This is a genomic window from Candidatus Enterococcus courvalinii, from assembly GCF_017315945.1.
GTDB classification, from domain to species: Bacteria; Bacillota; Bacilli; order Lactobacillales; family Enterococcaceae; genus Enterococcus_B; species Enterococcus_B courvalinii.
Window position 1 is genome coordinate 47,828 of the sequence record NZ_JAFLWI010000009.1, and the last position, 24,037, is coordinate 71,864.

Annotated in this window: 32 protein-coding genes; 3 read left to right on the plus strand and 29 right to left on the minus strand. The window is 38.6% G+C overall.

Annotated features, from left to right (window positions below):
• Positions 1-13: 13 nt before the first annotated feature.
• From rpsH to rpsL, 20 genes are all read right to left on the minus strand, one after another.
• A complete protein-coding gene (rpsH, locus tag JZO71_RS07485; RefSeq protein ID WP_067483532.1) occupies positions 14-412 on the minus strand; it encodes a 30S ribosomal protein S8 in 399 nt (132 codons plus the stop codon).
• Between the two features lie 36 nt (positions 413-448).
• A complete protein-coding gene (locus JZO71_RS07490; protein WP_002356214.1) occupies positions 449-634 on the minus strand; it encodes a type Z 30S ribosomal protein S14 in 186 nt (61 codons plus the stop codon).
• Between the two features lie 18 nt (positions 635-652).
• A complete protein-coding gene (rplE, locus tag JZO71_RS07495; protein ID WP_067483534.1) occupies positions 653-1,192 on the minus strand; it encodes a 50S ribosomal protein L5 in 540 nt (179 codons plus the stop codon).
• 28 nt (positions 1,193-1,220) lie between these two features.
• On the minus strand, positions 1,221-1,529 hold the full coding sequence (gene rplX, locus JZO71_RS07500) for a 50S ribosomal protein L24 (protein WP_067483536.1): 309 nt from the start codon (positions 1,527-1,529) through the stop codon (positions 1,221-1,223).
• A 36-nt stretch (positions 1,530-1,565) separates the two neighbouring features.
• The gene (rplN, locus tag JZO71_RS07505; RefSeq protein WP_002288669.1) at positions 1,566-1,934 is read right to left on the minus strand and encodes a 50S ribosomal protein L14; all 369 of its coding nucleotides are present in this window, start codon (positions 1,932-1,934) and stop codon (positions 1,566-1,568) included.
• Between the two features lie 57 nt (positions 1,935-1,991).
• The gene (gene rpsQ / locus JZO71_RS07510; protein WP_067483538.1) at positions 1,992-2,258 is read right to left on the minus strand and encodes a 30S ribosomal protein S17; all 267 of its coding nucleotides are present in this window, start codon (positions 2,256-2,258) and stop codon (positions 1,992-1,994) included.
• Between the two features lie 24 nt (positions 2,259-2,282).
• Positions 2,283-2,471: a 50S ribosomal protein L29 gene (gene rpmC / locus JZO71_RS07515; protein ID WP_002288664.1), complete on the minus strand. Its 189-nt coding sequence runs from the start codon at positions 2,469-2,471 to the stop codon at positions 2,283-2,285.
• Complete coding sequence (gene rplP / locus JZO71_RS07520; protein WP_067483541.1) at positions 2,461-2,895, minus strand: 50S ribosomal protein L16; 435 nt, start codon at positions 2,893-2,895, stop codon at positions 2,461-2,463. Before rplP ends, rpmC begins: the two co-directional genes overlap by 11 nt.
• Before the next feature lie 2 nt (positions 2,896-2,897).
• Complete coding sequence (gene rpsC / locus JZO71_RS07525; RefSeq protein WP_067483543.1) at positions 2,898-3,554, minus strand: 30S ribosomal protein S3; 657 nt, start codon at positions 3,552-3,554, stop codon at positions 2,898-2,900.
• A 13-nt stretch (positions 3,555-3,567) separates the two neighbouring features.
• Positions 3,568-3,915 carry a 50S ribosomal protein L22 gene (gene rplV, locus JZO71_RS07530; RefSeq protein ID WP_067483544.1) on the minus strand — a complete coding sequence of 116 codons (348 nt, stop codon included), beginning with the start codon at positions 3,913-3,915 and terminating at the stop codon, positions 3,568-3,570.
• Positions 3,916-3,937: 22 nt separating this feature from the next.
• Entirely contained in the window at positions 3,938-4,216 is a 279-nt protein-coding gene (gene rpsS, locus JZO71_RS07535; RefSeq protein WP_002288655.1) for a 30S ribosomal protein S19, read from the minus strand.
• Positions 4,217-4,258: 42 nt separating this feature from the next.
• Positions 4,259-5,092, minus strand: coding sequence for a 50S ribosomal protein L2 (gene rplB, locus JZO71_RS07540; RefSeq protein ID WP_206898898.1), 834 nt, complete (start codon positions 5,090-5,092; stop codon positions 4,259-4,261).
• Positions 5,093-5,132: 40 nt separating this feature from the next.
• Positions 5,133-5,423 (minus strand): 50S ribosomal protein L23, encoded by a 291-nt coding sequence (rplW, locus tag JZO71_RS07545; RefSeq protein WP_067483546.1) that lies wholly within the window; start codon positions 5,421-5,423, stop codon positions 5,133-5,135.
• Positions 5,423-6,046: a 50S ribosomal protein L4 gene (gene rplD, locus JZO71_RS07550; protein WP_067483547.1), complete on the minus strand. Its 624-nt coding sequence runs from the start codon at positions 6,044-6,046 to the stop codon at positions 5,423-5,425. The genes rplW and rplD overlap by 1 nt, the downstream gene beginning before the upstream one ends.
• A 27-nt stretch (positions 6,047-6,073) precedes the next feature.
• Complete coding sequence (gene rplC / locus JZO71_RS07555) at positions 6,074-6,703, minus strand: 50S ribosomal protein L3 (RefSeq protein ID WP_067483548.1); 630 nt, start codon at positions 6,701-6,703, stop codon at positions 6,074-6,076.
• 26 nt (positions 6,704-6,729) lie between these two features.
• The gene (gene rpsJ, locus JZO71_RS07560) at positions 6,730-7,038 is read right to left on the minus strand and encodes a 30S ribosomal protein S10 (RefSeq protein ID WP_005880808.1); all 309 of its coding nucleotides are present in this window, start codon (positions 7,036-7,038) and stop codon (positions 6,730-6,732) included.
• Positions 7,039-7,372: 334 nt separating this feature from the next.
• Positions 7,373-8,560: an elongation factor Tu gene (gene tuf / locus JZO71_RS07565; protein WP_206898899.1), complete on the minus strand. Its 1,188-nt coding sequence runs from the start codon at positions 8,558-8,560 to the stop codon at positions 7,373-7,375.
• A gap of 172 nt (positions 8,561-8,732) precedes the next feature.
• Entirely contained in the window at positions 8,733-10,820 is a 2,088-nt protein-coding gene (gene fusA / locus JZO71_RS07570; RefSeq protein WP_206898900.1) for an elongation factor G, read from the minus strand.
• A 90-nt stretch (positions 10,821-10,910) separates the two neighbouring features.
• Positions 10,911-11,381, minus strand: a complete 471-nt coding sequence (gene rpsG, locus JZO71_RS07575) for a 30S ribosomal protein S7 (protein WP_067483554.1) — start codon at positions 11,379-11,381, stop codon at positions 10,911-10,913.
• 90 nt (positions 11,382-11,471) lie between these two features.
• The gene (gene rpsL, locus JZO71_RS07580) at positions 11,472-11,885 is read right to left on the minus strand and encodes a 30S ribosomal protein S12 (RefSeq protein ID WP_002294318.1); all 414 of its coding nucleotides are present in this window, start codon (positions 11,883-11,885) and stop codon (positions 11,472-11,474) included.
• A 310-nt stretch (positions 11,886-12,195) separates the two neighbouring features.
• Between rpsL and rpiA the strand changes: the two genes are divergently transcribed.
• From rpiA to gpmA, 3 genes are all read left to right on the plus strand, one after another.
• Positions 12,196-12,885, plus strand: coding sequence for a ribose-5-phosphate isomerase RpiA (gene rpiA / locus JZO71_RS07585; RefSeq protein ID WP_206898901.1), 690 nt, complete (start codon positions 12,196-12,198; stop codon positions 12,883-12,885).
• 117 nt (positions 12,886-13,002) lie between these two features.
• Positions 13,003-13,584 carry a recombinase family protein gene (locus JZO71_RS07590; protein ID WP_206898902.1) on the plus strand — a complete coding sequence of 194 codons (582 nt, stop codon included), beginning with the start codon at positions 13,003-13,005 and terminating at the stop codon, positions 13,582-13,584.
• A 165-nt stretch (positions 13,585-13,749) separates the two neighbouring features.
• Complete coding sequence (gene gpmA, locus JZO71_RS07595; protein WP_067483560.1) at positions 13,750-14,436, plus strand: 2,3-diphosphoglycerate-dependent phosphoglycerate mutase; 687 nt, start codon at positions 13,750-13,752, stop codon at positions 14,434-14,436.
• Between the two features lie 58 nt (positions 14,437-14,494).
• Here gpmA and JZO71_RS07600 read toward each other — a convergent pair whose 3' ends face one another.
• From JZO71_RS07600 to JZO71_RS07640, 9 genes are all read right to left on the minus strand, one after another.
• Positions 14,495-15,679, minus strand: a complete 1,185-nt coding sequence (locus JZO71_RS07600) for an iron-containing alcohol dehydrogenase (protein ID WP_206898903.1) — start codon at positions 15,677-15,679, stop codon at positions 14,495-14,497.
• 75 nt (positions 15,680-15,754) lie between these two features.
• Positions 15,755-16,462, minus strand: a complete 708-nt coding sequence (gene deoD, locus JZO71_RS07605) for a purine-nucleoside phosphorylase (RefSeq protein ID WP_206898904.1) — start codon at positions 16,460-16,462, stop codon at positions 15,755-15,757.
• A gap of 38 nt (positions 16,463-16,500) precedes the next feature.
• Complete coding sequence (locus JZO71_RS07610) at positions 16,501-17,319, minus strand: purine-nucleoside phosphorylase (protein WP_206898905.1); 819 nt, start codon at positions 17,317-17,319, stop codon at positions 16,501-16,503.
• 34 nt (positions 17,320-17,353) lie between these two features.
• Complete coding sequence (gene deoB, locus JZO71_RS07615) at positions 17,354-18,520, minus strand: phosphopentomutase (RefSeq protein WP_206898906.1); 1,167 nt, start codon at positions 18,518-18,520, stop codon at positions 17,354-17,356.
• A 102-nt stretch (positions 18,521-18,622) separates the two neighbouring features.
• Complete coding sequence (locus JZO71_RS07620) at positions 18,623-19,579, minus strand: ABC transporter permease (RefSeq protein WP_067483571.1); 957 nt, start codon at positions 19,577-19,579, stop codon at positions 18,623-18,625.
• Positions 19,579-20,712: an ABC transporter permease gene (locus JZO71_RS07625; protein ID WP_206898907.1), complete on the minus strand. Its 1,134-nt coding sequence runs from the start codon at positions 20,710-20,712 to the stop codon at positions 19,579-19,581. The genes JZO71_RS07620 and JZO71_RS07625 overlap by 1 nt, the downstream gene beginning before the upstream one ends.
• The gene (locus JZO71_RS07630; RefSeq protein WP_206898908.1) at positions 20,705-22,267 is read right to left on the minus strand and encodes an ATP-binding cassette domain-containing protein; all 1,563 of its coding nucleotides are present in this window, start codon (positions 22,265-22,267) and stop codon (positions 20,705-20,707) included. Before JZO71_RS07630 ends, JZO71_RS07625 begins: the two co-directional genes overlap by 8 nt.
• 214 nt (positions 22,268-22,481) lie before the next feature.
• Positions 22,482-23,573, minus strand: coding sequence for a BMP family lipoprotein (locus JZO71_RS07635; RefSeq protein WP_206898909.1), 1,092 nt, complete (start codon positions 23,571-23,573; stop codon positions 22,482-22,484).
• Between the two features lie 61 nt (positions 23,574-23,634).
• Positions 23,635-24,036, minus strand: a complete 402-nt coding sequence (locus tag JZO71_RS07640; RefSeq protein ID WP_206898910.1) for a cytidine deaminase — start codon at positions 24,034-24,036, stop codon at positions 23,635-23,637.
• Position 24,037 lies beyond the last annotated feature (1 nt).

Sequence of the window (24,037 nt, forward strand, 5' to 3'; positions counted from 1 at the left end):
AGATTCTACTTAATTACCATACGTAAGCGATAACTTCGCCGCCGACATTTTTTTCACGAGCTTCTTTGTCAGTGATAACACCGTCAGAAGTCGAAATAATTGCGATACCTAAACCATTCAATACTTTTGGTACTTCGTCAGCTTTGACATAAGCACGCAATCCTGGTTTAGAAATACGTTTTAAGTTTGTGATAACACGTTCACCGTTTTTACCAAATTTTAGGAAAACACGGATTACGCCTTGTTTGTCATCTTCGATATATTCAACATCACGGACGAAACCTTCACGTTTCAAGATTTCAGCGATGTCACGTTTGATTTTTGATGCAGGTACTTCTAAAGACTCATGTTTAACCATGTTTGCATTACGGATACGAGTTAGAAAATCTGCAATTGGATCTGTCATGACCATTGAACTAATTACCTCCTTCTTATGCGAATTTACTTTTTACCAGCTAGCTTTCTTCACGCCGGGAATTTGACCTTTATAGGCAAGTTCGCGGAAGCAAATACGGCAAAGATGGAACTTACGATAAACTGAATGTGGACGTCCACAACGTTCGCAACGAGTATAAGCTTGTGTTGAATGTTTTGCAGGACGTTTGTTTTTAGCAATCATTGATTTTTTAGCCACGTAGTTCGCCTCCTTTAATTATTTTTGGAATGGCATACCTAATTGTGTTAACAACTCACGAGATTCTTCATCTGAGTTAGCTGTTGTTACAATAACGATGTCCATACCGCGTACTTTATCTACTAAATCATAATCTACTTCTGGGAAGATCAATTGTTCTTTAATACCTAAAGTATAGTTTCCACGACCGTCAAAGGCTTTTTTACTTACACCATGGAAGTCACGTACACGTGGTAGTGAAACTGAAACCAATTTGTCTAAGAATTCATACATTCTTTCTCCGCGCAAAGTAACTTTTGCACCAATTGGCATTCCTTCACGTAAACGGAATCCAGCGATTGATTTTTTAGCTTTAGTAATCATTGGTTTTTGTCCAGTGATTAAAGTTAATTCTTCAACTGCTTTGTCTAAGTTTTTAGCGTTTGATACCGCATCACCAACACCCATGTTGATGACGATTTTTTCAACTTTAGGTGTTTGCATAACAGAGCTATAGTCGAATTTTTCCATCAATGATGGAGTAATTTCTTTAAGATATTTTTCTTTTAGGCGGTTCATTCAGTAAGACCCTCCTTCCTTAAAATTATTATTTATCTAGAACTTCACCGGTTTTTTTAGAAACACGGACTTTTTTGCCATCTACTTCTTTGTAGCCAACTCGGCCAGCTACACCAGTAGAGTCGATCACCATCACGTTAGAAACATGAACTGGAGCTTCCATCTCAACAATACCACCTTGAGGAGCAGCCTGAGAAGGTTTTTGGTGTTTTTTGACAATATTCACACCTTCGACAATGACTTTATCTTTTTTAGGAAACGCTGCTAATACAACGCCTTCTTTATTTTTGTCTTTTCCAGTGATAACTTTAACTTTATCGCCTTTTTTAACAAACATAACTGTTTCGCACCTCCTTTGATAAGTGTCTCAAGATTATAAAACTTCTGGTGCTAGTGAAACGATCTTCATGAAGTTGTTTTCACGTAGTTCACGTGCAACTGGCCCAAAGATACGTGTTCCACGAGGGCTTTTATCATCACGAATAATCACTGCAGCATTTTCATCAAACTTAATGTATGAACCGTCTGTACGACGAGCTCCTGATTTTGTTCGAACGATAACGGCTTTAACGACGTCACCTTTTTTGACAACCCCACCTGGCGTTGCTTGTTTAACCGTAGCAACGATAACATCACCGATATTAGCAGTTTTACGACCAGATCCACCAAGGACTTTGATCGTCAAAATTTCACGTGCGCCTGAATTGTCAGCGACTTTTAAACGACTTTCTGCTTGGATCACGTTGTGTATCCTCCTTTCAGATTTTGCATTCAATCTATATAGGAAAATCTCGTGTTATTAGATAATAACTGCTTCTTCGACTACTTCTAGTAAACGGAAACGTTTTGTAGCTGATAATGGACGAGTTTCCATAATTCTCACGATATCTCCCACTTTGGCAGTGTTGTTTTCATCATGCACTTTGTATTTCTTAGAATAGTTCATGCGTTTGCCATAGATAGGGTGATTTTTCTTAGTTTCGACAGCAACGGTAATTGTTTTATCCATTTTGTCTGAAACTACACGACCTTGATAAACCTTGCGTTGATTTCTTTCTTCAGTCATACGCTTAATGGCCTCCTTCCATAATTACTTAGCTTGTTCACGCAATACAGTTTTGATGCGTGCAATCGATTTACGTACTTCTTTAATACGTGCAGTGTTTTCTAATTGACCTGTTGCTAATTGGAATCTAAGATTAAACAATTCTTCTTTTAATTGTTTTTCTTGATCAAGCATTTCGGCAGTGGTTAATTCTCTGATTTCTTTAACCTTCATTCGATTCACCACCCATTTCCTCACGTTTTACGATCTTAGTTTTCATTGGTAATTTGTGAGAAGCTAGACGTAACGCTTCACGAGCTACCTCTTCAGGAACGCCTGCAATTTCAAACATGATTTTACCACGTTTTACTGGTGCAACCCATCCTTCAGGTGCCCCTTTACCAGAACCCATACGTACCCCAATTGCTTTGGCAGTATAAGATTTGTGAGGGAAAATTTTAATCCATACTTTCCCACCACGTTTCATGTAACGAGTCATTGCGATACGAGAAGCTTCGATTTGTCGGTTTGTAATCCAGTGTGAATCAACAGCTTGTAAGCCATATTCACCAAATGCGATTTCTTTACCACCTTTAGCTTCACCACGCATTTTTCCGCGGAATTCACGACGGTGTTTTACACGTTTAGGTACTAACATGATTATTTCCCTCCTTTCTCAGTGTTTTTTTTAGTTGGAAGAATTTCTCCACGATAGATCCACACTTTAACTCCTAGTTTTCCGTATGTTGTATCTGCTTCTTCCCATGCATAATCGATATCCGCACGTAATGTATGAAGAGGAACAGTTCCTTCTGAGTATCCTTCTGAACGTGCAATATCAGCACCATTTAAGCGTCCAGATACTTGAGTCTTGATTCCTTTAGCGCCTGCGCGCATTGAACGTTGGATAGCTTGTTTTTGCGCACGACGGAAAGCTACACGGTTTTCTAATTGACGTGCAATTCCTTCGCCCACTAATTTAGCATCTAGATCTGGTTTTTTAATTTCCACGATGTTGATGTGAATTCTTTTACCAGTTAATTTATTTAATTCTTTTCTTAGGCTTTCAACTTCAGAACCGCCTTTACCAATAACCATACCTGGTTTAGCTGTGTGGATTGAAATATTTACGCGATTTGCAGCACGTTCGATTTCAACAGTTGACACAGCGGCATCAGCAAGTTTAGTTGAAATAAATTTACGGATTCTTAGATCTTCGTGTAAGAATTCAGCATACTCTTTTTCAGCATACCATTTAGCATCCCAGTCGCGGATGATGCCTACACGCATTCCAATTGGATGTACTTTTTGACCCACTGATTATCCCTCCTTATTTTTCTGATACGACTACTGTAATATGACTTGTACGTTTGTTGATTGGAGATGCTGAACCTTTTGCGCGTGGACGGAAACGTTTCATTGTTGGTCCTTCGTTAATAAAAGCTTCAGATACTACTAAATTTTCAACGTCTAAGTCAAAATTATTTTCTGCATTTGCAACTGCTGACATCAAGACTTTCTCGATGATTCCAGCAGATTTGTTCGGTGTGAATTTCAAAATTGAAATTGCATCCGCAACACTTTTACCTCTGATAAGGTCAATTACTAAACGGGCTTTTCGAGGTGAAGTGCGAACTGTTTTTGCAGTTGCTTTAGCTGATGTGATTTGTTCTGCCATTTGGATTTATCCTCCCCTCAAATTAGCGTTTAGTTTTCTTATCGTCTGCAGCGTGGCCACGATAAGTTCTTGTTGGTGCAAATTCACCTAATTTGTGTCCTACCATGTCTTCTTGGATGTAAACTGGTACATGTTTACGTCCATCATAAACTGCGATGGTATATCCAACAAAACTTGGGAATACTGTTGATCGGCGTGACCAAGTTTTGATAACTTTTTTCTTTTCAACCCCCGCTTGAGCTTCAACTTTTTTCATTAAATGCTCATCGACGAAAGGTCCCTTCTTTAAACTACGACCCATGGTGAACCTCCTCTCAAAATGTGCGACACATGGTCAAAGAAATTATTTAGTCTTGCGACGACGTACGATAAGTTTATCTGATTGGGCTTTCTTGTTACGAGTTTTGTAACCAAGAGCTGGTTGACCCCAAGGAGAAACTGGTGCTTTACGTCCGATCGGAGCTTTACCTTCACCACCACCGTGTGGGTGATCGTTAGGGTTCATTACGCTACCACGTACTGTTGGGCGTTTGCGCATCCAACGAGAGCGTCCAGCTTTACCGATGTTAATAAGTTCATGTTGCTCATTACCTACAGAACCGATAGTTGCACGGCATGCAGCTAAAATCATACGAACTTCACCAGAGTTTAAGCGGATCAATACATATTTGCCTTCTTTACCAAGTACTTGAGCACTTGTACCAGCAGAACGAATTAATTGTCCACCTTTACCAGGTTTCATTTCGATGTTATGGATAACAGTACCAACTGGAATATTTTCCAAAGGAAGAGCATTACCAACTTTGATATCTGCATCTGGACCTGAAACAAGTTTCATTCCAACTTGTAGTCCTTTTGGTGCTAAGATGTAAGCTTTCACTCCATCTTCGTAGTGTACTAACGCGATGTTTGCTGAACGGTTTGGATCATATTCGATCGTTTGAACAGTAGCAACAACGTTATCTTTGTTACGTTTGAAGTCGATTACGCGGTATTGACGTTTGTGTCCGCCGCCTTGATGACGTACAGTGATGCGACCGTTGTTATTACGACCAGCATGGTTTTTCAATGGTTGTAACAATGATTTTTCAGGTGTTGATGTTGTGATTTCAGCAAAATCAGAACCTGTCATGTTACGACGACCATTTGAGGTAGGTTTGTACTTTTTAATCGCCACGTTTTTCCCTCCTATTTATAATAAGTTTTCAAGATAGTGCTTATTCAGCAGCTTCGAATAATTGAATTTCTTTTGAATCTTCTGTTAATGTAACAATCGCTTTGCGACGTTTTTTAGTGTATCCCGCATGTTTGCCCATACGCTTGAATTTCGCACGAACGTTCACGATGTTCACGTTTTTGACTTTAACGTCAAAAGCAGCTTCTACCGCTTGTTTTACTAAAGTTTTGTTTACGCGAGTGTCAACTTCGAAAGTATACTTTTTATCATCCATAGCAAGCATAGATTTTTCAGTGATCACTGGGCGTTTGATTACGTCTAGTAAGTTCATTATGCAAGCACCTCCTCAATTTGAGTAAGAGCAGTTTGTGTTGCTAACACTTTCACGTTAGAAACAACGTCTAGAACACTAACATTATCAGAAGTTACTACAGAAACGTTTGATAAGTTACGTGCAGATAAAGCAGCGAACTCATTGCCAGTTTCTAAAACTACTAATACTTTAGCGTCTACAGATAAGTTAGCAAGAACTTCTTTAAATTCTTTTGTTTTTGGTGCGTCAAAGCTTAATGCATCAACAACAACCAAGTTATTTGAAGCAACTTTTTCTGATAAAACAGATTTCATTGCTAAACGACGAACTTTTTTAGGAAGTTTGTAGCTGTAAGAACGTGGTGTTGGTCCGAAAACTACGCCACCTCCACGCCATTGTGGTGAGCGGATAGATCCTTGACGAGCACGACCTGTTCCTTTTTGACGCCATGGTTTACGTCCACCGCCGCGAACAGCGCTACGATTTTTAACCGCATGTGTTCCTTGTCTTAATGAAGCACGTTGCATAACGATTGCATCGTAAACAACACTTTCATTAGGTTCGATTCCGAAAATTTCTTCGTTAAGTGTGATTTCACCGTTTTGGCTACCATCTTGTTTGAATAATGCTACATTCGGCATTCCTTAGTTCCTCCTTTCTTCCTACTATTATTTAGCTTTCACAGCTGATTTGATAGTGATTAGTGATTTTTTAGCTCCAGGAACGTTACCTTTAATTAAGATTACGTTTCTTTCTGCGTCAACGCGAACAACTTCCAAGTTTTGGATTGTCACGCGGTTGCCACCCATACGGCCAGCAAGACGTTTATTTTTGAATACACGGTTAGGTGCAACTGGACCCATTGACCCAGGACGACGATGGTAACGAGAACCGTGAGCCATTGGTCCGCGGCTTTGGCCGTGACGTTTGATAACCCCTTGGAATCCTTTACCTTTCGTAGTACCTGTTACATCAATAATGTCTCCTGCTTGGAAAACATCTACTGTAACTTCTTTTCCTACTTCATATTCTCCTAGCTCAACATTTTTGAATTCACGAATGAAGCGCTTAGGAGCCGTGTTTGCTTTTGCAACATGACCTTTCGCAGGTTTGTTTGATAAAACTTCACGCATATCTTGGTAACCAACTTGAATAGCTTCGTAGCCATCAGTTTCCATTGTTTTCACTTGTAGTACTACGTTTGGAGTAGCTTCTACAACAGTTACTGGAATTAATTCACCAGATTCAGTGAAGATTTGTGTCATTCCCACTTTTTTCCCTAAGATTCCTTTGGTCATGAGTACACCTCCATTAATTTAATTTTTTATAGTTTGATTTCGATGTTTACACCAGATGGTAAGTCTAGCTTCATCAAAGCATCAACAGTTTTTGGTGTTGGGTTCACAATGTCAATTAGACGTTTGTGAGTACGCATTTCGAATTGTTCGCGAGAATCTTTGTATTTATGAGTCGCACGAATAACAGTGTAAAGACTACGTTCTGTTGGTAATGGAATTGGACCAGATACACTAGCTCCAGTTCTTTTTGCAGTTTCTACAATTTTATCCGCTGATTGATCTAAAATACGGTGTTCATACGCTTTTAAACGGATACGAATTTTTTGTTTTGCCATCTTGTTCCCTCCTTCGCCTATTTTGAAAAGTAGACATAGCTCCACGAAAATTTCCGTCACGCTCGTTCGTGGCAAAGCGTCCGGGCGTGTCGCAACCTCTCGTTTCTTAGCCGACAAGAATCAACCTGATTCCGTCTGTGCAATTCACCAAGGTAAACGCACCTTTGTAATTATAGTATATTCAAACACACAACGCAAGGCTTTTTCTTTGGAAATTCAATTTATTTTCATATTTTTTCATAAAGAAAAGAAAAAGCTCGAAGCAATCAACAATAAATGATTGCTTCGAGCTTTTAAGTCCGAATATAATGTTGCTTTGATTAAGCTTAAAAAATTAAGCTTTGATTTCAGTAACGACACCAGCACCAACTGTACGTCCGCCTTCACGGATTGAGAATTTAGTACCGTTTTCGATAGCGATTGGGTGGATTAATTCAACTTCCATAGTTACGTTGTCGCCAGGCATAACCATTTCAGTTCCTTCTGGTAATTCAACAACACCAGTTACGTCTGTTGTACGGAAGTAGAATTGTGGACGGTAGTTAGTGAAGAATGGAGTATGACGTCCACCTTCTTCTTTAGTCAACACGTATACTTCTGCAGAGAATTTTGTATGAGGTGTGATTGTACCTGGTTTAGCTAAAACTTGACCACGTTGGATATCATCACGTGAAACACCACGTAATAAAGCACCAATGTTATCGCCTGCTTCAGCGTAATCCAATAATTTACGGAACATTTCAACACCAGTTACAGTTGTTTTTGAAGTTTCTTCAGCAATACCAACAACTTCAACTTCGTCACCAACGCGAACTTGTCCACGTTCAACACGACCAGTTGCAACAGTACCACGACCAGTGATTGAGAATACATCTTCAACTGGCATCATGAATGGTTTGTCGTTGTCACGTTCTGGAGTTGGGATATACTCGTCAACTGCAGCCATTAATTCAAGAATTTTTTCTTCGTATGAAGCGTCGCCTTCTAAAGCTTTCAAAGCTGAACCAGCAACAACAGGAACATCGTCACCAGGGAATTCGTATTCTGTTAATAAGTCACGAACTTCCATTTCAACTAATTCTAGTAATTCTTCATCGTCAACCATGTCAACTTTGTTCAAGAATACAACGATGTAAGGAACACCAACTTGACGTGACAATAGGATATGTTCACGAGTTTGAGGCATAGGGCCATCAGCAGCAGAAACTACTAAGATAGCTCCATCCATTTGTGCAGCACCAGTGATCATGTTTTTAACGTAGTCCGCGTGTCCTGGGCAGTCAACGTGAGCATAGTGACGTGTGTCAGTTTCATACTCAACGTGAGCAGTTGAGATAGTAATTCCGCGTTCACGTTCTTCTGGAGCACCATCGATTTGATCGTAAGCCATAGCTTGGCCGCCGTTTTTCTTAGATAGTACAGTTGTGATTGCAGCTGTTAATGTAGTTTTACCATGGTCAACGTGGCCAATAGTACCAATGTTAACGTGTGGTTTAGAACGGTCAAATTTTTCTTTTGCCATTTTAAAATGTCCTCCCAAAATACAATATAATTTTTTATTTATCTGATAGGAACATGATGTACTAAACGTACATCACATGCCCATATCATCGATAGCTATTTTACACGAAACTATATTAAAAATATAGTCTCTTTAGATAATCTCTTTATGTGATTATCAAGTTTTTAAGAAATTATTCAGCTTTTCCGCCGTTTTTCTTAATGATTTCTTCTTGAACTGATTTCGGTACGTCTTCGTAGTGGTCAAATGTCATAGTAAATGTACCACGACCTTGAGTAGCTGAACGAAGAGTTGTAGCATAACCAAACATTTCAGCAAGAGGAACCATAGCACGAACAACTTGTTGTCCGCCAGCGCGAGCTTCCATACCTTCAACGCGACCACGACGTGCAGTAACGTGTCCCATAACATCACCTAAGTAATCTTCTGGAATAACTACTTCAACAGCCATAATTGGTTCAAGGATAACTGGATTAGCTTTCTTAGCTGCCGCACGTAATGCCATAGAAGCAGCAACACGGAAGGCAGTTTCATTTGAATCGACATCATGGTATGAACCATCGTAAAGTTTTGCTTTGATATCAACTAATGGATATCCAGCTAAGACACCATTTTCCATAGCATCTTTCAAACCTGTTTCAACAGCTGGGATGTATTCACGAGGAACAACCCCACCGACGATTGCATTTTCAAATTCAAAGCCGCCGCCTTCTTCGTTTGGAGTAAATTCAATCCATACGTGACCGTATTGACCTTTACCACCAGACTGACGTACAAACTTACCTTCGGCTTGAGTACCAGCACGGAAAGTTTCACGATAAGATACTTGAGGAGCACCTACGTTAGCTTCAACTTTAAATTCGCGACGCATACGGTCTACGATAATGTCTAAGTGAAGTTCACCCATACCAGCGATAACAGTTTCGCCTGTTTCCACGTTTGTTTCAGCACGGAAAGTAGGATCTTCTTCAGATAGTTTTTGAAGAGCAACACCCATTTTATCTTGGTCAGCTTTTGATTTAGGTTCAATAGCGACTTGGATAACTGGTTCTGGGAATTCCATTGATTCAAGAATTACTAAATTCTTTTCATCACAAAGAGTGTCCCCAGTTGTTGTATCTTTCAAACCAACAGCAGCAGCGATATCTCCGGCGTACACTTCAGAGATTTCTGAACGTGAGTTAGCATGCATCTGTAAGATACGACCAACACGTTCGCGTTTGCCTTTTGTTGCGTTTTGTACGTATGAACCTGATTTTAAAACACCAGAGTACACACGGAAGAAAGTTAAACGACCTACGAATGGGTCAGTCATAACTTTAAATGCTAATGCTGAGAAAGGAGCTTCATCGTCTGCAGGACGTAGAACTTCTTCATCAGTTTTAGGATCAATCCCTTTAATAGCAGGAATATCTAATGGTGATGGTAAGTAATCAAGAACAGCGTCCAATAATAATTGAACCCCTTTATTCTTGAATGCTGAACCACATAATACTGGGTAGAAGTCTACGCCAAGTGTTGCGCGACGGATACCTTCTTTTAACTCAGCTTCAGTGATTTCTTCACCTTCTAAGTATTTTAAAGTAAGTTCTTCATCAGTTTCAGCAACTGCTTCAACTAATTTTTCACGCCATTCTTCAGCTAGTTCAAGATAGTCTTCTGGAATTTCTCGTTCTTCAATTTCAGTACCTAAATCATTTGTATAGATTTCAGCCTTCATTGTTACAAGGTCAATAATTCCTGTGAAGTCATCTTCAGCACCAATTGGTAATTGAATTGGGTGAGCATTTGCTTGCAAACGGTCATGTAAAGTTGATACTGAATATAAGAAGTCAGCACCGATTTTATCCATTTTGTTTGCAAATACAATACGAGGTACACCATAAGTTGTAGCTTGACGCCAAACTGTTTCAGTTTGAGGTTCTACACCTGATTGTGCATCAAGAACTGTAACAGCACCATCAAGTACACGTAATGAACGTTCAACTTCAACAGTGAAGTCTACGTGTCCTGGTGTGTCGATGATGTTGATTCGGTGACCCTTCCATTGTGCAGTTGTTGCAGCAGAAGTGATCGTAATTCCACGCTCTTGTTCTTGTTCCATCCAGTCCATTTGTGAAGCTCCTTCATGAGTTTCACCAATTTTATGGATTTTACCAGTATAGTACAAGATACGTTCAGTAGCAGTTGTTTTACCAGCATCAATATGGGCCATGATACCGATATTACGAGTATTATCTAAAGAAAATTCTCTGGTCATTCTCCTTGTTTCTCCTCTCTTTACTATCTAGTTGCTAAAAATAAGGATATCTTCTGAGGCCGGCACAAAGCCGACCAAACAGAGAGAATCTTACCAGCGGTAGTGAGCAAACGCACGGTTAGCATCTGCCATTTTATGAGTGTCTTCACGTTTTTTAACAGAAGCACCTGTGTTGTTTGCAGCATCCATGATTTCTTTAGCTAGACGTTCTTCCATTGTGTGTTCACCGCGCAAGCGAGCGTAGTTTACTACCCAACGAAGACCTAGAGTTGTACGACGTTCAGGGCGAACTTCAACTGGTACTTGATAGTTTGAACCCCCAACACGACGTGCTTTAACTTCAAGAACAGGCATTACATTTTTCATTGCTTGTTCAAAAACTTCTAATGGATCGTTACCTGTAGATTCTTTGATTAAATCAAAGGCATTATAGATAATGTTAGCTGCAATCCCGCGTTTTCCATCAACCATTACACGGTTGATTAAGCGAGTTACTAATTTTGAGTTATAAATAGGATCTGGTAAAACATCACGTTTTGCAACAGGACCTTTACGTGGCATCCGTAACTCCTCCTTCCGAAATATAGTTCTTAGTATTTACTTCTTATATAGAAGTAAAATTTAATTGTTTGTTTGGCTAATTAATTAAAATTAAGCTTTAGGTTTCTTAGTACCGTATTTAGAACGGCTTTGTTTACGATCGTTAACACCAGCAGTATCTAGTGCACCACGAACGATGTGGTAACGTACCCCTGGTAAGTCTTTTACACGTCCACCGCGTAATAATACAACGCTATGTTCTTGTAAATTATGACCAATCCCTGGAATATAAGCAGTAACTTCAATCAAGTTTGACAAACGAACACGAGCATATTTACGTAAAGCTGAGTTCGGTTTTTTAGGTGTCATAGTTCCCACACGAGTTGCTACCCCACGTTTTTGAGGAGAGTTCACGTTAGTTTGAGTTTTCTTAAAGCTGTTATATCCTTTGTTCAAAGCAGGTGAATTTGATTTTTCCACCTTTGATTTACGAGGTTTACGTACTAATTGGTTAATTGTAGGCATTCCTTGTTTCCTCCTTCCCTCATTCGCATCTAGTTCCACACATCCAGGTGGTTCTTTTTTTGCGATAAAAAATAAATGCAATGTCTGCATCTTTATCAAATATGCTTTGATAAACAGTCAGCACGTCTCTTTACAGAGACCTGTAGATAAAGCACCTTCGTTAGAATAGCATGAATGAAAACCCATGTCAACTTGTTCCATATTTTTTTTGAAAATCATTCAAATTGACTCTAAAGAAAGGTATCTTTTTACTGAAATAAACGCTAAAATAAGCAGGAAAGCTCAAACTCAAAAAAGGGGAAAAGCAAACATGAATCTAAAACAACAGGCTGGTATCGAAGCCGCAAAATTTGTCAAAGATGGTATGATCGTTGGTCTCGGAACAGGATCTACTGCTTATTATATGGTAGAAGAACTTGGTCGTAGGATGCGAGAAGAAGGATTAAATATCGTAGGTGTAACAACATCAAACGCAACGAAAGAACAAGCCGAAAAACTCGGTATTCCATTAAAGAGTATTGATGATGTTGTTGAAGTTGATTTAACGATTGATGGTGCAGACGAGATTAGTACTGATTTTCAAGGAATTAAAGGCGGAGGCGCAGCCTTACTATTCGAAAAAATCGTCGCTACCTATTCAAAAGAAACGATTTGGATTGTTGATGAATCAAAACTAGTCGAAAAACTCGGGAATTTTCCTCTCCCTGTTGAAGTTATCCCATATGGTTCGCAACAATTGCTACGTCTATTTGAAGCAAAAGGTTTTCATCCAGTTTTACGAAAAACAGCAAATGGTGAAATCCTTGAAACTGATAGTGGACATTACATTATTGATTTATATCTTCAAACTATTGAACAGCCAGAAATACTTGCCGACTACTTAGATAATCTTGTTGGTGTTGTTGAACATGGCTTATTCTTGAATCTTGTTTCAAAAGTAGTTGTCGGATCTGATAATGGAGTGCAAATCTTGGATACACCACATGCTCCTAAAGCATAGTATTTCCAGATAAATCTTCTAGATAAAATCCGCTAAAACACTATCTTTTTAATGGACTTTATGCTAAATTCTTACTATTGTATTCTGTTTAAAAATCACCGCTAGAAAGGAATCATCATGAAAATTATTGGTTATGCACGCACAACCATAAACGATGTTGATTTAACAACTCAGGTTGAACAACTATCTACCTTTGGTTGTCAGGAAATTTTCCATGAAACGTACGAATCAAAAGATGCTGAGACAATGATCAAATTAGAATCCGTCATTGAACAAATGAACCAAGGAGACACACTTGTCATTTGCCAACTGCATCGTCTTGGCAAATCAACGAGACAATTAACGGAATTTACAAAACTTTTTGACGATCGCGGGCTTCACTTAGTAAGTATTGCTGAAGAAATCGATACTCGTAAACCAATGGGCAAAATTTACTTTCAATTGATGGAAGGTCTAGCTATAATGGAATGCTCATTGATTAAAGAACGTACTTTGATTGGCCTGAATGAAGCACGTAAAAAAGGAAAAATTGGCGGTCGTCCTAAAATTGATGCCAAAACTATCAAAAAAATTCGTCGCCTTTATTATGAAAAAAAAGAAACAATCCAATTTATTTCATCAAAATGTGGGGTTTCTGTTGGAACTTGCTATAAATATATAAATCTTCCAGAAAAAGATATTGAGCAATTATATAATTAATTAAAAATAAGTAATCTTTCCGAAGATTGCTTATTTTTTTATATTTTTTGCGTACCTGAACCTAATCTTCTATCATTTTCAATGGAAATCTTTTCAAAAAAATTGTACAATAAACAAGAACTGAAATTTTCAGAAATAAATATATTTTAAAAAGGAGCACAAAACATGCCAAAATTAGTTTTTTCTCGTCACGGTCTTAGTGAATGGAATGCTTTAAACCAATTTACTGGTTGGGCTGATGTAAACTTAGCACCAGAAGGTATCGAAGAAGCAAAAGAAGGCGGACGCAAAATCAAAGAAGCCGGAATCGAATTTGACATTGCTTACACTTCTGTTTTAACTCGTGCCATCAAAACTTGTAACCTTATCTTAGAATACTCAGATCAACTTTGGGTACCTCAAGTAAAATCATGGCGCTTAAACGAACGTCACTATGGTAAATTACAAGGCTTGAACAAAAAAGAAACTGCTGAAAAATATGGAGACGAACAAGTTCATATTTGGCGCCGTTCTTACGACACTCTTCCTCCATTATTGGACGAAACTGACGAAGGTTCAGCTGCAAACGAACGTCGTTACGCTATGTTAGACAAACGCGATATCCCTGGTGGCGAAAACTTAAAAGTTACTTTGGAACGTGCTTTACCATTCTGGCAAGATCATATTGCTCCAGCATTACTAGATGACAAAACTGTTTTAGTAGCTGCACACGGTAACTCATTACGCGCTTTAGCAAAACATATTGAAGGTATCTCTGACGAAGACATCATGGATCTTGAAATTCCAACAGGTCAACCACTTGTTTATGAATTGAATGATGATCTAACTGTTGCTAAAAAATACTACTTATAATTTTTATTGATTATAAGCAAAAAAAGGAGTGGCGATAAAATCGCCACTCCTTTTTTAATTATAGATAATTAGATTCTGTCAAACATTCACGCAAAATTTCTTCGACTGCTTGTTCGTTCAATGGAACATATGCATCTGTCGCAATTTGGCTGTGTTTAACAGCTTGTTCTGCCATCAAAGAAAACTGAGTTTCATCAATCCCTACTTCAGGTAAAGTCATAGGAATACCACATGCTTTAAAATAATCATATGTTTTTTGGATTCCTTCTTTTGCAGCAAGATGATTAACTGACTCTTGAATTCCCCAGACATTACGAGCAAATTGTGCAAATTTTTCTTCAGTTTCTTCATTCAATGCATAGTTCATCCAACGTGGAGTCAAAATGGCCAAGCCAACGCCATGCGTAATATCATAAAATGCACTTAACTCATGTTCAATTGGATGGCAGGACCACGCACCCGTCTTTCCACTACCAGTTAATCCGTTTAAGGCTAAGGTGCTAGCCCACATTAAGTTTGCTCGAGCATCATAATCGTCTGGATATTTCAATGCAATTGGACAATTTTTAATGACTGTTCTAAAAATTCCTTCTGCAACGAAATCCTGAATATCTGTTCCAGTTGTCCGTTTAAAATAATTTTCAGTTAGATGACTGAAAATATCTGCTGAACCTGCCGCAGTTTGATTTTTTGGTACAGTGAATGTTGTGGTTGGATCAAGAAATGAAACTTTAGGTAACATTTCCCAACCGCCTAGACCAAGTTTTTGATTGGTTTCTGGATTTGAAATGACTGCTCCTCGATTCATTTCACTCCCTGTTGCCGCAAGTGTTAACACTGCTACTAAGGGTAATACTTTCCCAACACTTGCTTTTTTGATAACTAAATCCCATGGATCTCCTTCATAGAAAAAACCTGCACCAATTACTTTAGCACAGTCGATTGTTGATCCTCCACCCACCGGAAGAATCACATCAATTTGATTTTCTTGACAAAGAGCAATCCCTTTTCTAACAGTTTCAATACGAGGATTTGGTTCTACTCCACTTAGTTCTGTTACATTGAAGCCATGTTTTTGTAGACGACTCATAATGTTTTGATAAACACCATTTTTCTTAATACTTCCCCCACCATAAACAAGTAAAACATTTTTCCCAAACTGATTTAAGACCTCTGGTAATTCATCCCAACGATCTTTCCCAAAACGAATATCTGTTGCTACATCAAAGCGAAAATTTTCCATTTCTCTTTTCCTCCTTACCTATAAAAAAAGCCTGGAACCAACATTAATAATAGTCGTTCCAAGCTTTTTCTACAATTATTTTGCGATTGCTGTCTCTAAACCAACTTCAATCATTTCATTAAACGTTGTTTGACGTTCTTGTGCCGTTGTTTCTTCCCCAGTAATCAAATGATCACTAACTGTCATAATTCCTAACGTTTGTACTTTGTATTTCGCACCTAAATAGTAAAGTGCTGCAGCTTCCATCTCAACACCCAAAACACCAAGTTCAGCCAGCTTTAATGTTTCAGTCAAGTCATCTTTATAGAATGTATCCTCTGACAAAACATTTCCTACATGGGTTGTGTACCCTTTTCCTTTAGCAAATTCGTAAGCTTTCAATAGCAAATCGAAGTCCCCAATTGGCGGAAAATGGAATTGCTGAAAATTTTTTTCAATCATAGAAGAACTTGTCGCTGCTCCTTGAGCAATCACTAAATCTCTTACATGGACATCTGTTGATAACGCACCACAAGTCCCCACACGAATCAATTTTTTCACGCCATAAGAATTAATTAGTTCATGCGCATAAATCGTTGCCGAAGGCATTCCCATCCCTGTACCTTGTACAGAAACACGCTCACCTTTATATTCTCCTGTATAACCTAACATTCCACGAACTTGATTATAACAAACAGGATTTTCTAAAAAAGTTTCTGCAATATATTTTGCACGTAGCGGATCTCCTGGAAGTAAAATTTTATCAGCAATTTCGCCTTGTTTTGCTTCGATATGAACACTCATTCAGTTTATCTCTCCTTCATTTTCAACTAGTACTCTTTTTATAATACTGCTAGAGTTTCTTTCACTAAAGCTTTAAATGATTGTTTAACACGTTCCGTTGTTTCCACTACTTCGTCATGATTTAAATTTGCTTGCATACCTGCTGCTAAGTTTGTGATACAAGAAATACCTAATACATTTAATCCACCATGAGCCGCAACAATTACTTCCGGTACAGTCGACATTCCGACTGCATCAGCACCCATGACACGTGACATTTTGATTTCTGCTGGTGTTTCATAAGTTGGACCAGAATAACCCATGTAGACACCTTCTTTTAAGTCTAACCCTAGTTTATTAGCAACTTCTTTCGCAGATTCTCGATACGCAGGTGTGTAAGCTTGACTCATATCTGGGAAACGTGGGCCGATTTCATCTTCATTTGGGCCAATCAATGGATTCGTGCCTGTAAAATTAATATGATCACTGATCAACATCAAATCCCCTGGTACAAAAGATTCATTTACGCCACCGCAAGCATTTGTTACAATCACTGAATGTGCACCAAGCGCGCCCAATACACGGACTGGATAAGTAACTGTTTGCATCGAATGACCTTCATAAAAATGAAAACGTCCTTGCATCGCTAAAACTTTTTTGCCTGATAATGTACCGTAAACTAGTTGTCCCGCATGTCCAACAACTGTTGAAACTGGGAAGAAAGGAATTTTGTCATATGGAATCGTAATTGCATCTTCAATTTCATCTGCCAACTCACCAAGACCTGACCCAAGAATCATACCAAATTCAATTTCTTTTACTCCTTGACCAAGGATGAATTGAGTTGTTTCTTGTAACATTTCGCTTAATTTTTTCATTCTTTTTCTCCTAAGTTATGGTTTTTAGTAATAATTATTTCAGCAATTTCAAGAAGCTTTCACCGTTTTCAGTTGCTGGTACTTCAAAGTTTTCAGCAATTGTTGCTGAGATATCTGCATAGTATCCTTGTGGCAAGCTTCCTTGTTCATTCATTTTTTTACTATAAGCCAATAATGGTACATATTCACGTGTATGATCTGTTCCTGGGAATGTTGGATCATTTCCGTGGTCTGCTGTAATCAACAATAAATCATCATCATTCATTGCATCAAGTAACTCTGGAATGCGTAAATCAAATTCTTCAATTGCATGTGCGTAACCAACAACATCACGACGATGACCAAACAAAGCATCAAAGTCTACTAAATTAGTAAAGCTTAGTCCATTGAAGTCTTGCTTCATCACATTTAATAGTTGATCCACACCATCCATATTACTTTTAGTACGGACAGATTGAGTGATTCCTTGGCCATTGAAGATATCATTAATTTTACCAACAGCGATCACATCTTTACCAGCTTCTTTTAATGAATCCAAAACTGTGTGACCAAATGGATCAAGAGCGTAGTCATGACGATTACTTGTTCGAGTAAAGTTTCCTGGTTCTCCGATATAAGGACGGGCGATAATTCTACCAATCATATATGGATCCTCTTTCGTAATATCGCGAACAAATTGACAAATACGATATAACTCTTCTAGAGGAATGATTTCTTCGTGTGCAGCGATTTGTAAAACAGGATCTGCAGACGTATAAACAATTAAGTCGCCTGTCTTCATTTGGTGTTCACCATAATCATCAATTACAGCTGTTCCACTATAAGGCTTGTTACAAACGATTTTCCGTCCAGAAAACTCTTCAATTTGTTGTAATAGCTCATCAGGAAATCCATTAGGAAATACCCGAAACGGCGTCTTGATATTCAATCCCATAATTTCCCAATGCCCTGTCATGGTATCTTTACCAACAGAAACTTCTTCTAATTTTGTTGCATAGCCTTGGTGATCAGCTAAAGGCTTCACACCGTCTAATGGTCGAATCGTACCTAAACCTAAGTTCTCTAGGTGAGGAATTGTTAAACCTGCTTCTTTTGCAATATGACCTAGAGTATCTGACCCAACATCGTTAAATTTGTCTGCATCAGGAGCTTCCCCAATTCCGACTGAATCCATTACAATTAAGTGTACGCGTTTAAACATTTCGATTCCTTCTTTCTTTTCATCTTTTCTACTTTAAACTAAACAAAAAAGGCGAGACGAAGAAACACTTCCCATAGTCCCACCCTTTTTATTAACTAAAAATTATTTGGATTTGATGTAATTCTTCCCATTTGCTTTCGGACCAGATGCTTGTCCTAAGAAAACAACTAAGACGATAATTGTTAACAAGTAAGGTGCAATTTGTAATAATACTGGCGGAATAGAAGAAATTACTGGAAGCTGTGCTCCTATAATACTCAAACTTTGTGCAAAACCAAAGAATAATGATGCGCCCATTACGCCCAGAGGATTCCACTTACCAAAAATCATTGCTGCCATCGAAATGAAACCTTGACCAACAATCGTTCCAGCAGAGAAATTACCTGAGATTGATTGAGCAAACACTGCACCACCCATACCGCCTAATAAACCTGAAAGCAAAACGCCTGAGTAACGCATCGCATAAACATTGATGCCTAAAGTATCTGCAGCTTGTGGATTTTCTCCGACAGAACGCAGACGTAACCCAAATCTTGTTTTAAAAATGACAAACCAAGCAATTACAGCAATTAAAATAGCACAGTAAGCTGGTAAGAATGTATTTTTAAAGAAAATTGGACCAATCACAGGGATTTTTGATAACCCAGGAAATGAGAAGTAACCTAAATTTCTTGTGATGTTATCTGTTTGTCCTTTTCCATACCACGCTTTAACTAAGAACACCCCTAACGCAGGTGCCATCAAGTTGATGACCGTACCACTAATGATGTGGTCTGCGCGAAGACTAACTGTTGCTACTGCATGAAGTAATGAAAATAAAACACCAACTATCCCACCAACTAGAATGGCAATCCAAGGCGTCATCGCACCTAACGATGGGCTCATGGTTAAGTTGAATACGATTGAGCTGAAAGCCCCCATTACCATAATTCCTTCTAAACCAACGTTAACGATTCCGCTTCGTTCAGAAAACGTTCCACCTAGCGATGTCAAAATCAAAGGTGTGGAATAAACTAATGTTGACGTAAGGATTAAAGCAATCAATTCTACAGCTGTCATTATAAATTCCCTCCTTCTTGATCTTGATGCGTTGATTTAGATTCAATTGTTTCAACTACAGCTACTTGTTTTTTACCTTGGAAAAATTTTGCCATAATCAAACGAATTAAGAAATTAATACCAATAAAGAAGATAATCAATGCAATCGATACATTCACGATTTCAAATGGCACACCGGCACCTGTTTGCATTCCCAAACCACCGATTTTCAAAATACTGAATAAAATTGCTGATAGCAACACACCAATTGCTGAACCAGAACCCAGTAAAGATACTGCCATTCCGTCAAAGCCAATTGCTAAAGAAGTTGTTTGAACAAAGAAGTTTTGGTACGTTCCCAAACCTTCAACTACGCCCCCTAATCCTGCAAGCGTTCCAGAAATAACCATTGATAAAACAATTGTTCGTTTGCTACTCATCCCCGCATATTCTGATGCAAAAGGATTTAGACCAACGGAACGAATTTCATAACCTAAAGTAGTCTTTTTCATAAGTAACCATACAAGGAACAAAGCGATCAAAGCTAGGAATAAACCAGCGTTTACTCGTGAGCCCCCAAACATTTGGGTTAACCAAGGAACTCTTAATGAAGCATTTTGACTAATTAGATTTGACGAATCCAAACTTGAACGATAACTTTCTGGCATCACGTCATGTAAAGCATAAGTGCTTAAATATAATAAAATATAATTCATCATAATCGTGACGATTACTTCACTAGTTCCAAAGAACGCACGCAGCAAGCCAGGAATCGCCGCGGCCATTGCACCTGCCAAAGCTCCTAAGATGACACAAGCTGGAAGCAAAATGACTTTTGGTAAATCTGGGAAAGCCAACGCGAACCACACACTAACGATCCAACCACATAGTGCTTGTCCAGAAAGCCCGATATTAAAGAAGCCCGCTGAATTCGCCACTGAAAATCCTAGCGCTGTAAAAATGAGCGGTGTTGCTTGTCGTAAAGTTTCACCAATACTTCGTTGTGAACCTAGCGCAGCTTCCAACATAGAAGAATATCCTTGAATTGGATTATATCCAAAAGCTGCCATCAATAATGCACCTAAAATTAATCCTAGAATTACTGAAAAAATAGGTACAAGTAAATTACGGAGTTTTTCGCTACGATCATTCATGTGCGCCACCCGCCTTTTCTAACTCTTTTCTTGCTTCCTCTAAAGAATAGCCCGCCATTAATAGTCCCAATTCATTTTCAGATGTTTCTTTTGGATTAACAATTCCAACAATTTTACCTTGGTGAAGCACGGCAATTCGATCAGACACATTTAAAATTTCTTCTAATTCAAAGCTGACTAACAACACTGCTTTAAATTTATCTCGTTGCTCGATCAAACGTTTATGGATAAATTCAATAGCACCTACGTCTAGTCCACGTGTTGGATTCGCAACAATCAGTAAATCAGGGTCGCGGTCAATTTCACGTGCAATAATTGCTTTTTGCTGATTTCCACCTGATAAAGCCTTAGCTGGGACTAATTCATTCGTTGTTCGTACATCATATTCATCAATCAAGTCTCTTGCGTGTTCATTGATAACTGAATAATTTAATAGTCCACCTTTACTATAAGGAGCTTGGTAATACGTTTGAAGAGCAATATTTTCTGACAATGTCATATCTAGAACTAAACCATATTTATGACGATCCTCTGGGACATGCCCGACACCAGACTCCGTAATTTTTCGCGGACGTTTATTACTGATTTCCTCGCCTTTTAAGCGAATACTGCCACTTTCCACTTTTCGCAAGCCTGTCAACGCTTGAATCAACTCAGATTGCCCATTACCATCAATTCCCGCGATTCCTAAAACTTCTCCAGCACGAACTTCAAGACTCAGACTTTTCACTGCTTCTAATCCACGATTTTCATTTACAACTAAGTCTTCAATTGCTAGGACAACTTCTTGAGGACGAGCCTCTTTTTTATCCGTTTTAAACGAAACAGTACGTCCAACCATCATGTCAGCAAGTTGTTGTGAACTAACATCTTTCACATTGACAGTTCCAATCCCTTGGCCTCGTCTGATAACTGTACAACGATCAGCTACTGCTTTAATTTCATCTAATTTATGGGTAATCAAGATGATTGATTTACCTTCTTTAACTAACTCTTTCATAATCAAAATTAGTTCATCGATTTCTTGTGGTGTTAAAACAGCTGTTGGTTCATCAAAGATCAAGACATCTGCACCACGGTAAAGTGTTTTTAAAATCTCGACACGTTGTTCCATTCCAACAGAAATATCACGAACATAAGCATCCGGGTTAACTGATAGACCATATTGCTCTGATACTTTTTGAATTTCCTCACGTGCCTTTTTGCGATCAACAATTCCCATCCGACTTGGCTCGCTACCTAAAATTATGTTTTCAGTAACAGTGAACGCATCAACTAACATAAAATGTTGGTGAACCATTCCAATCCCTAATTGATTGGCTTTAGTTGGGCTTGTGATTTGAACCTGTTTCCCATGCATCAAAATTTCTCCTGATGTTGGTTCTAAAAGACCGGATAAAACGTTCATTAATGTTGACTTGCCAGCACCGTTTTCTCCAAGTAACGCATGGATTTCCCCAGCTTTTACTTGCAAATTGATGTTGTCATTTGCTTTGAATGTTCCAAACTGCTTGGTAATATTCCGCATTTCGATGACAATATTTTCTTGAACCACATTTTTCACATCCTAACGATTTCTATCTAGGGCAACGATGAGTAAAGATTTCTGGCTATCGGAAATCTATCCTCGCAAATTGAAGTAAACTCACTTCAGGGGGTGTTCCCTTATTCAAATAGTCAAAATTTGACCACTTGAATAAATAAACAACTACTAAAATTGAAACCATAGCCCTGTCAAACAGTTGTCTAACAAGGCTATAGAAAAATTATTATTTGCTTTCTGGAACTTCAGGAACCTTTACGTCTCCTGCGATGATTTGTTCTTTAGCAGCATCAACTGCTTTTTGTGCTTCATCAGAAAGTTGACCTTTTGTTAAGCCAACACCATCTTCTTTCAAGCCATAAACAGTATGTTCTCCACCAGGGAAATCACCATCTGCAGATTTTTGAGCTAAATCTTCAACAACAGTTCCTACACCTTTAAGTGTAGATGTTAATGTGAAGTTTTTATCTTCGCCGTTTAGAGTGTAGCCACCTTCGTCTGATTGATCACGGTCAACACCAATTACCCAAACTTTTTTGTCGCCAGATTCATTTAATGATTTTGCTTCTTGGAATACGCCGTTACCAGTTCCGCCTGAAGCATGGAAGATAATGTCTGCATTTTGTGCGTACATACCTTGTGCAATTGAACGTCCTTTATCTGGCGCAGAGAAATCACCAGCATATTGGTTTTTCACTTCAATTTCTTTGCCTAATTCTTTCGCCCCTGCTTCAACACCAGCTGTAAATCCAGCATCAAAACGATCGATTACTTCACCTTTTACGCCCCCAATGAAACCAACAACATTTGTTTCAGTTGTGTAAGCTGCAGCAATCCCAGCTAGATAAGAAGCTTCGTTATCTTTAAATGTTGCAGAAACTACGTTGTCTAAACCATCAATAACATCATCGATAATAACAAAGTTTGTTTCAGGATTATTTGTTGCTTGTTCTTTAATAGCAGGTTGTAGTTTATATCCAATTCCAAAGATTGTTTGGAATCCCGCTGTTAAAGCTTGGTCGATATTTGGAATATAATCTGATTCATTAGAAGATTGGAAATATTGGTAGCCATCGTTTCCACGTGAAAGCTTGTGTTCTTTACCCCAAGCTTCTAGACCTTCCCAAGCTGACTGGTTGAATGAACGGTCGTCGACACCGCCTGTATCTGTGATTAATGCTGCAGTTGTTCCTGCTGATGAACTTCCACTTCCACCATCAGTTGAATCTGTTCCACTATTGCCATTGCCACATGCAGTTAGAAGTAATCCAGCTGTTAATGCTACGGCACCCAAACCAAATAATTTTGCTTTTTTCATTTCTGTAAAGCCCCCTAAAATAATTGTTTTTTCAACAGTCAGCTGACTGAATGAACGTAGGTTATAGATCTTTTTCTGTGAATGCATACGGTAATAGTTCTCTAACCGTCATTGTTTTTGTCACACCTTCATCGCCAACCAACGTGACTGGCATTTCTGGTGAGCAAAATTCTGCCATTACTTGCCGACAAGCCCCACATGGTGAAATTGGTTCCGGTGTGTGACCAGCAACAACCAAATGAGAAAATTGTTTTTCGCCTTCTGATACAGCTTTGAAAAATGCTGTTCGTTCAGCACAATTTGTTAATCCAAAAGAAGCATTCTCAATATTTACACCTTGATACATTTTCCCTGTATCAGTTACTAGACATGCACCAACTGGGAAATGTGAATATGGAACATATGCTTTTTCGAGTGCTTCTACAGCAATGTCAATCCATTCTTGTTTTGTCGCTTCACTCATT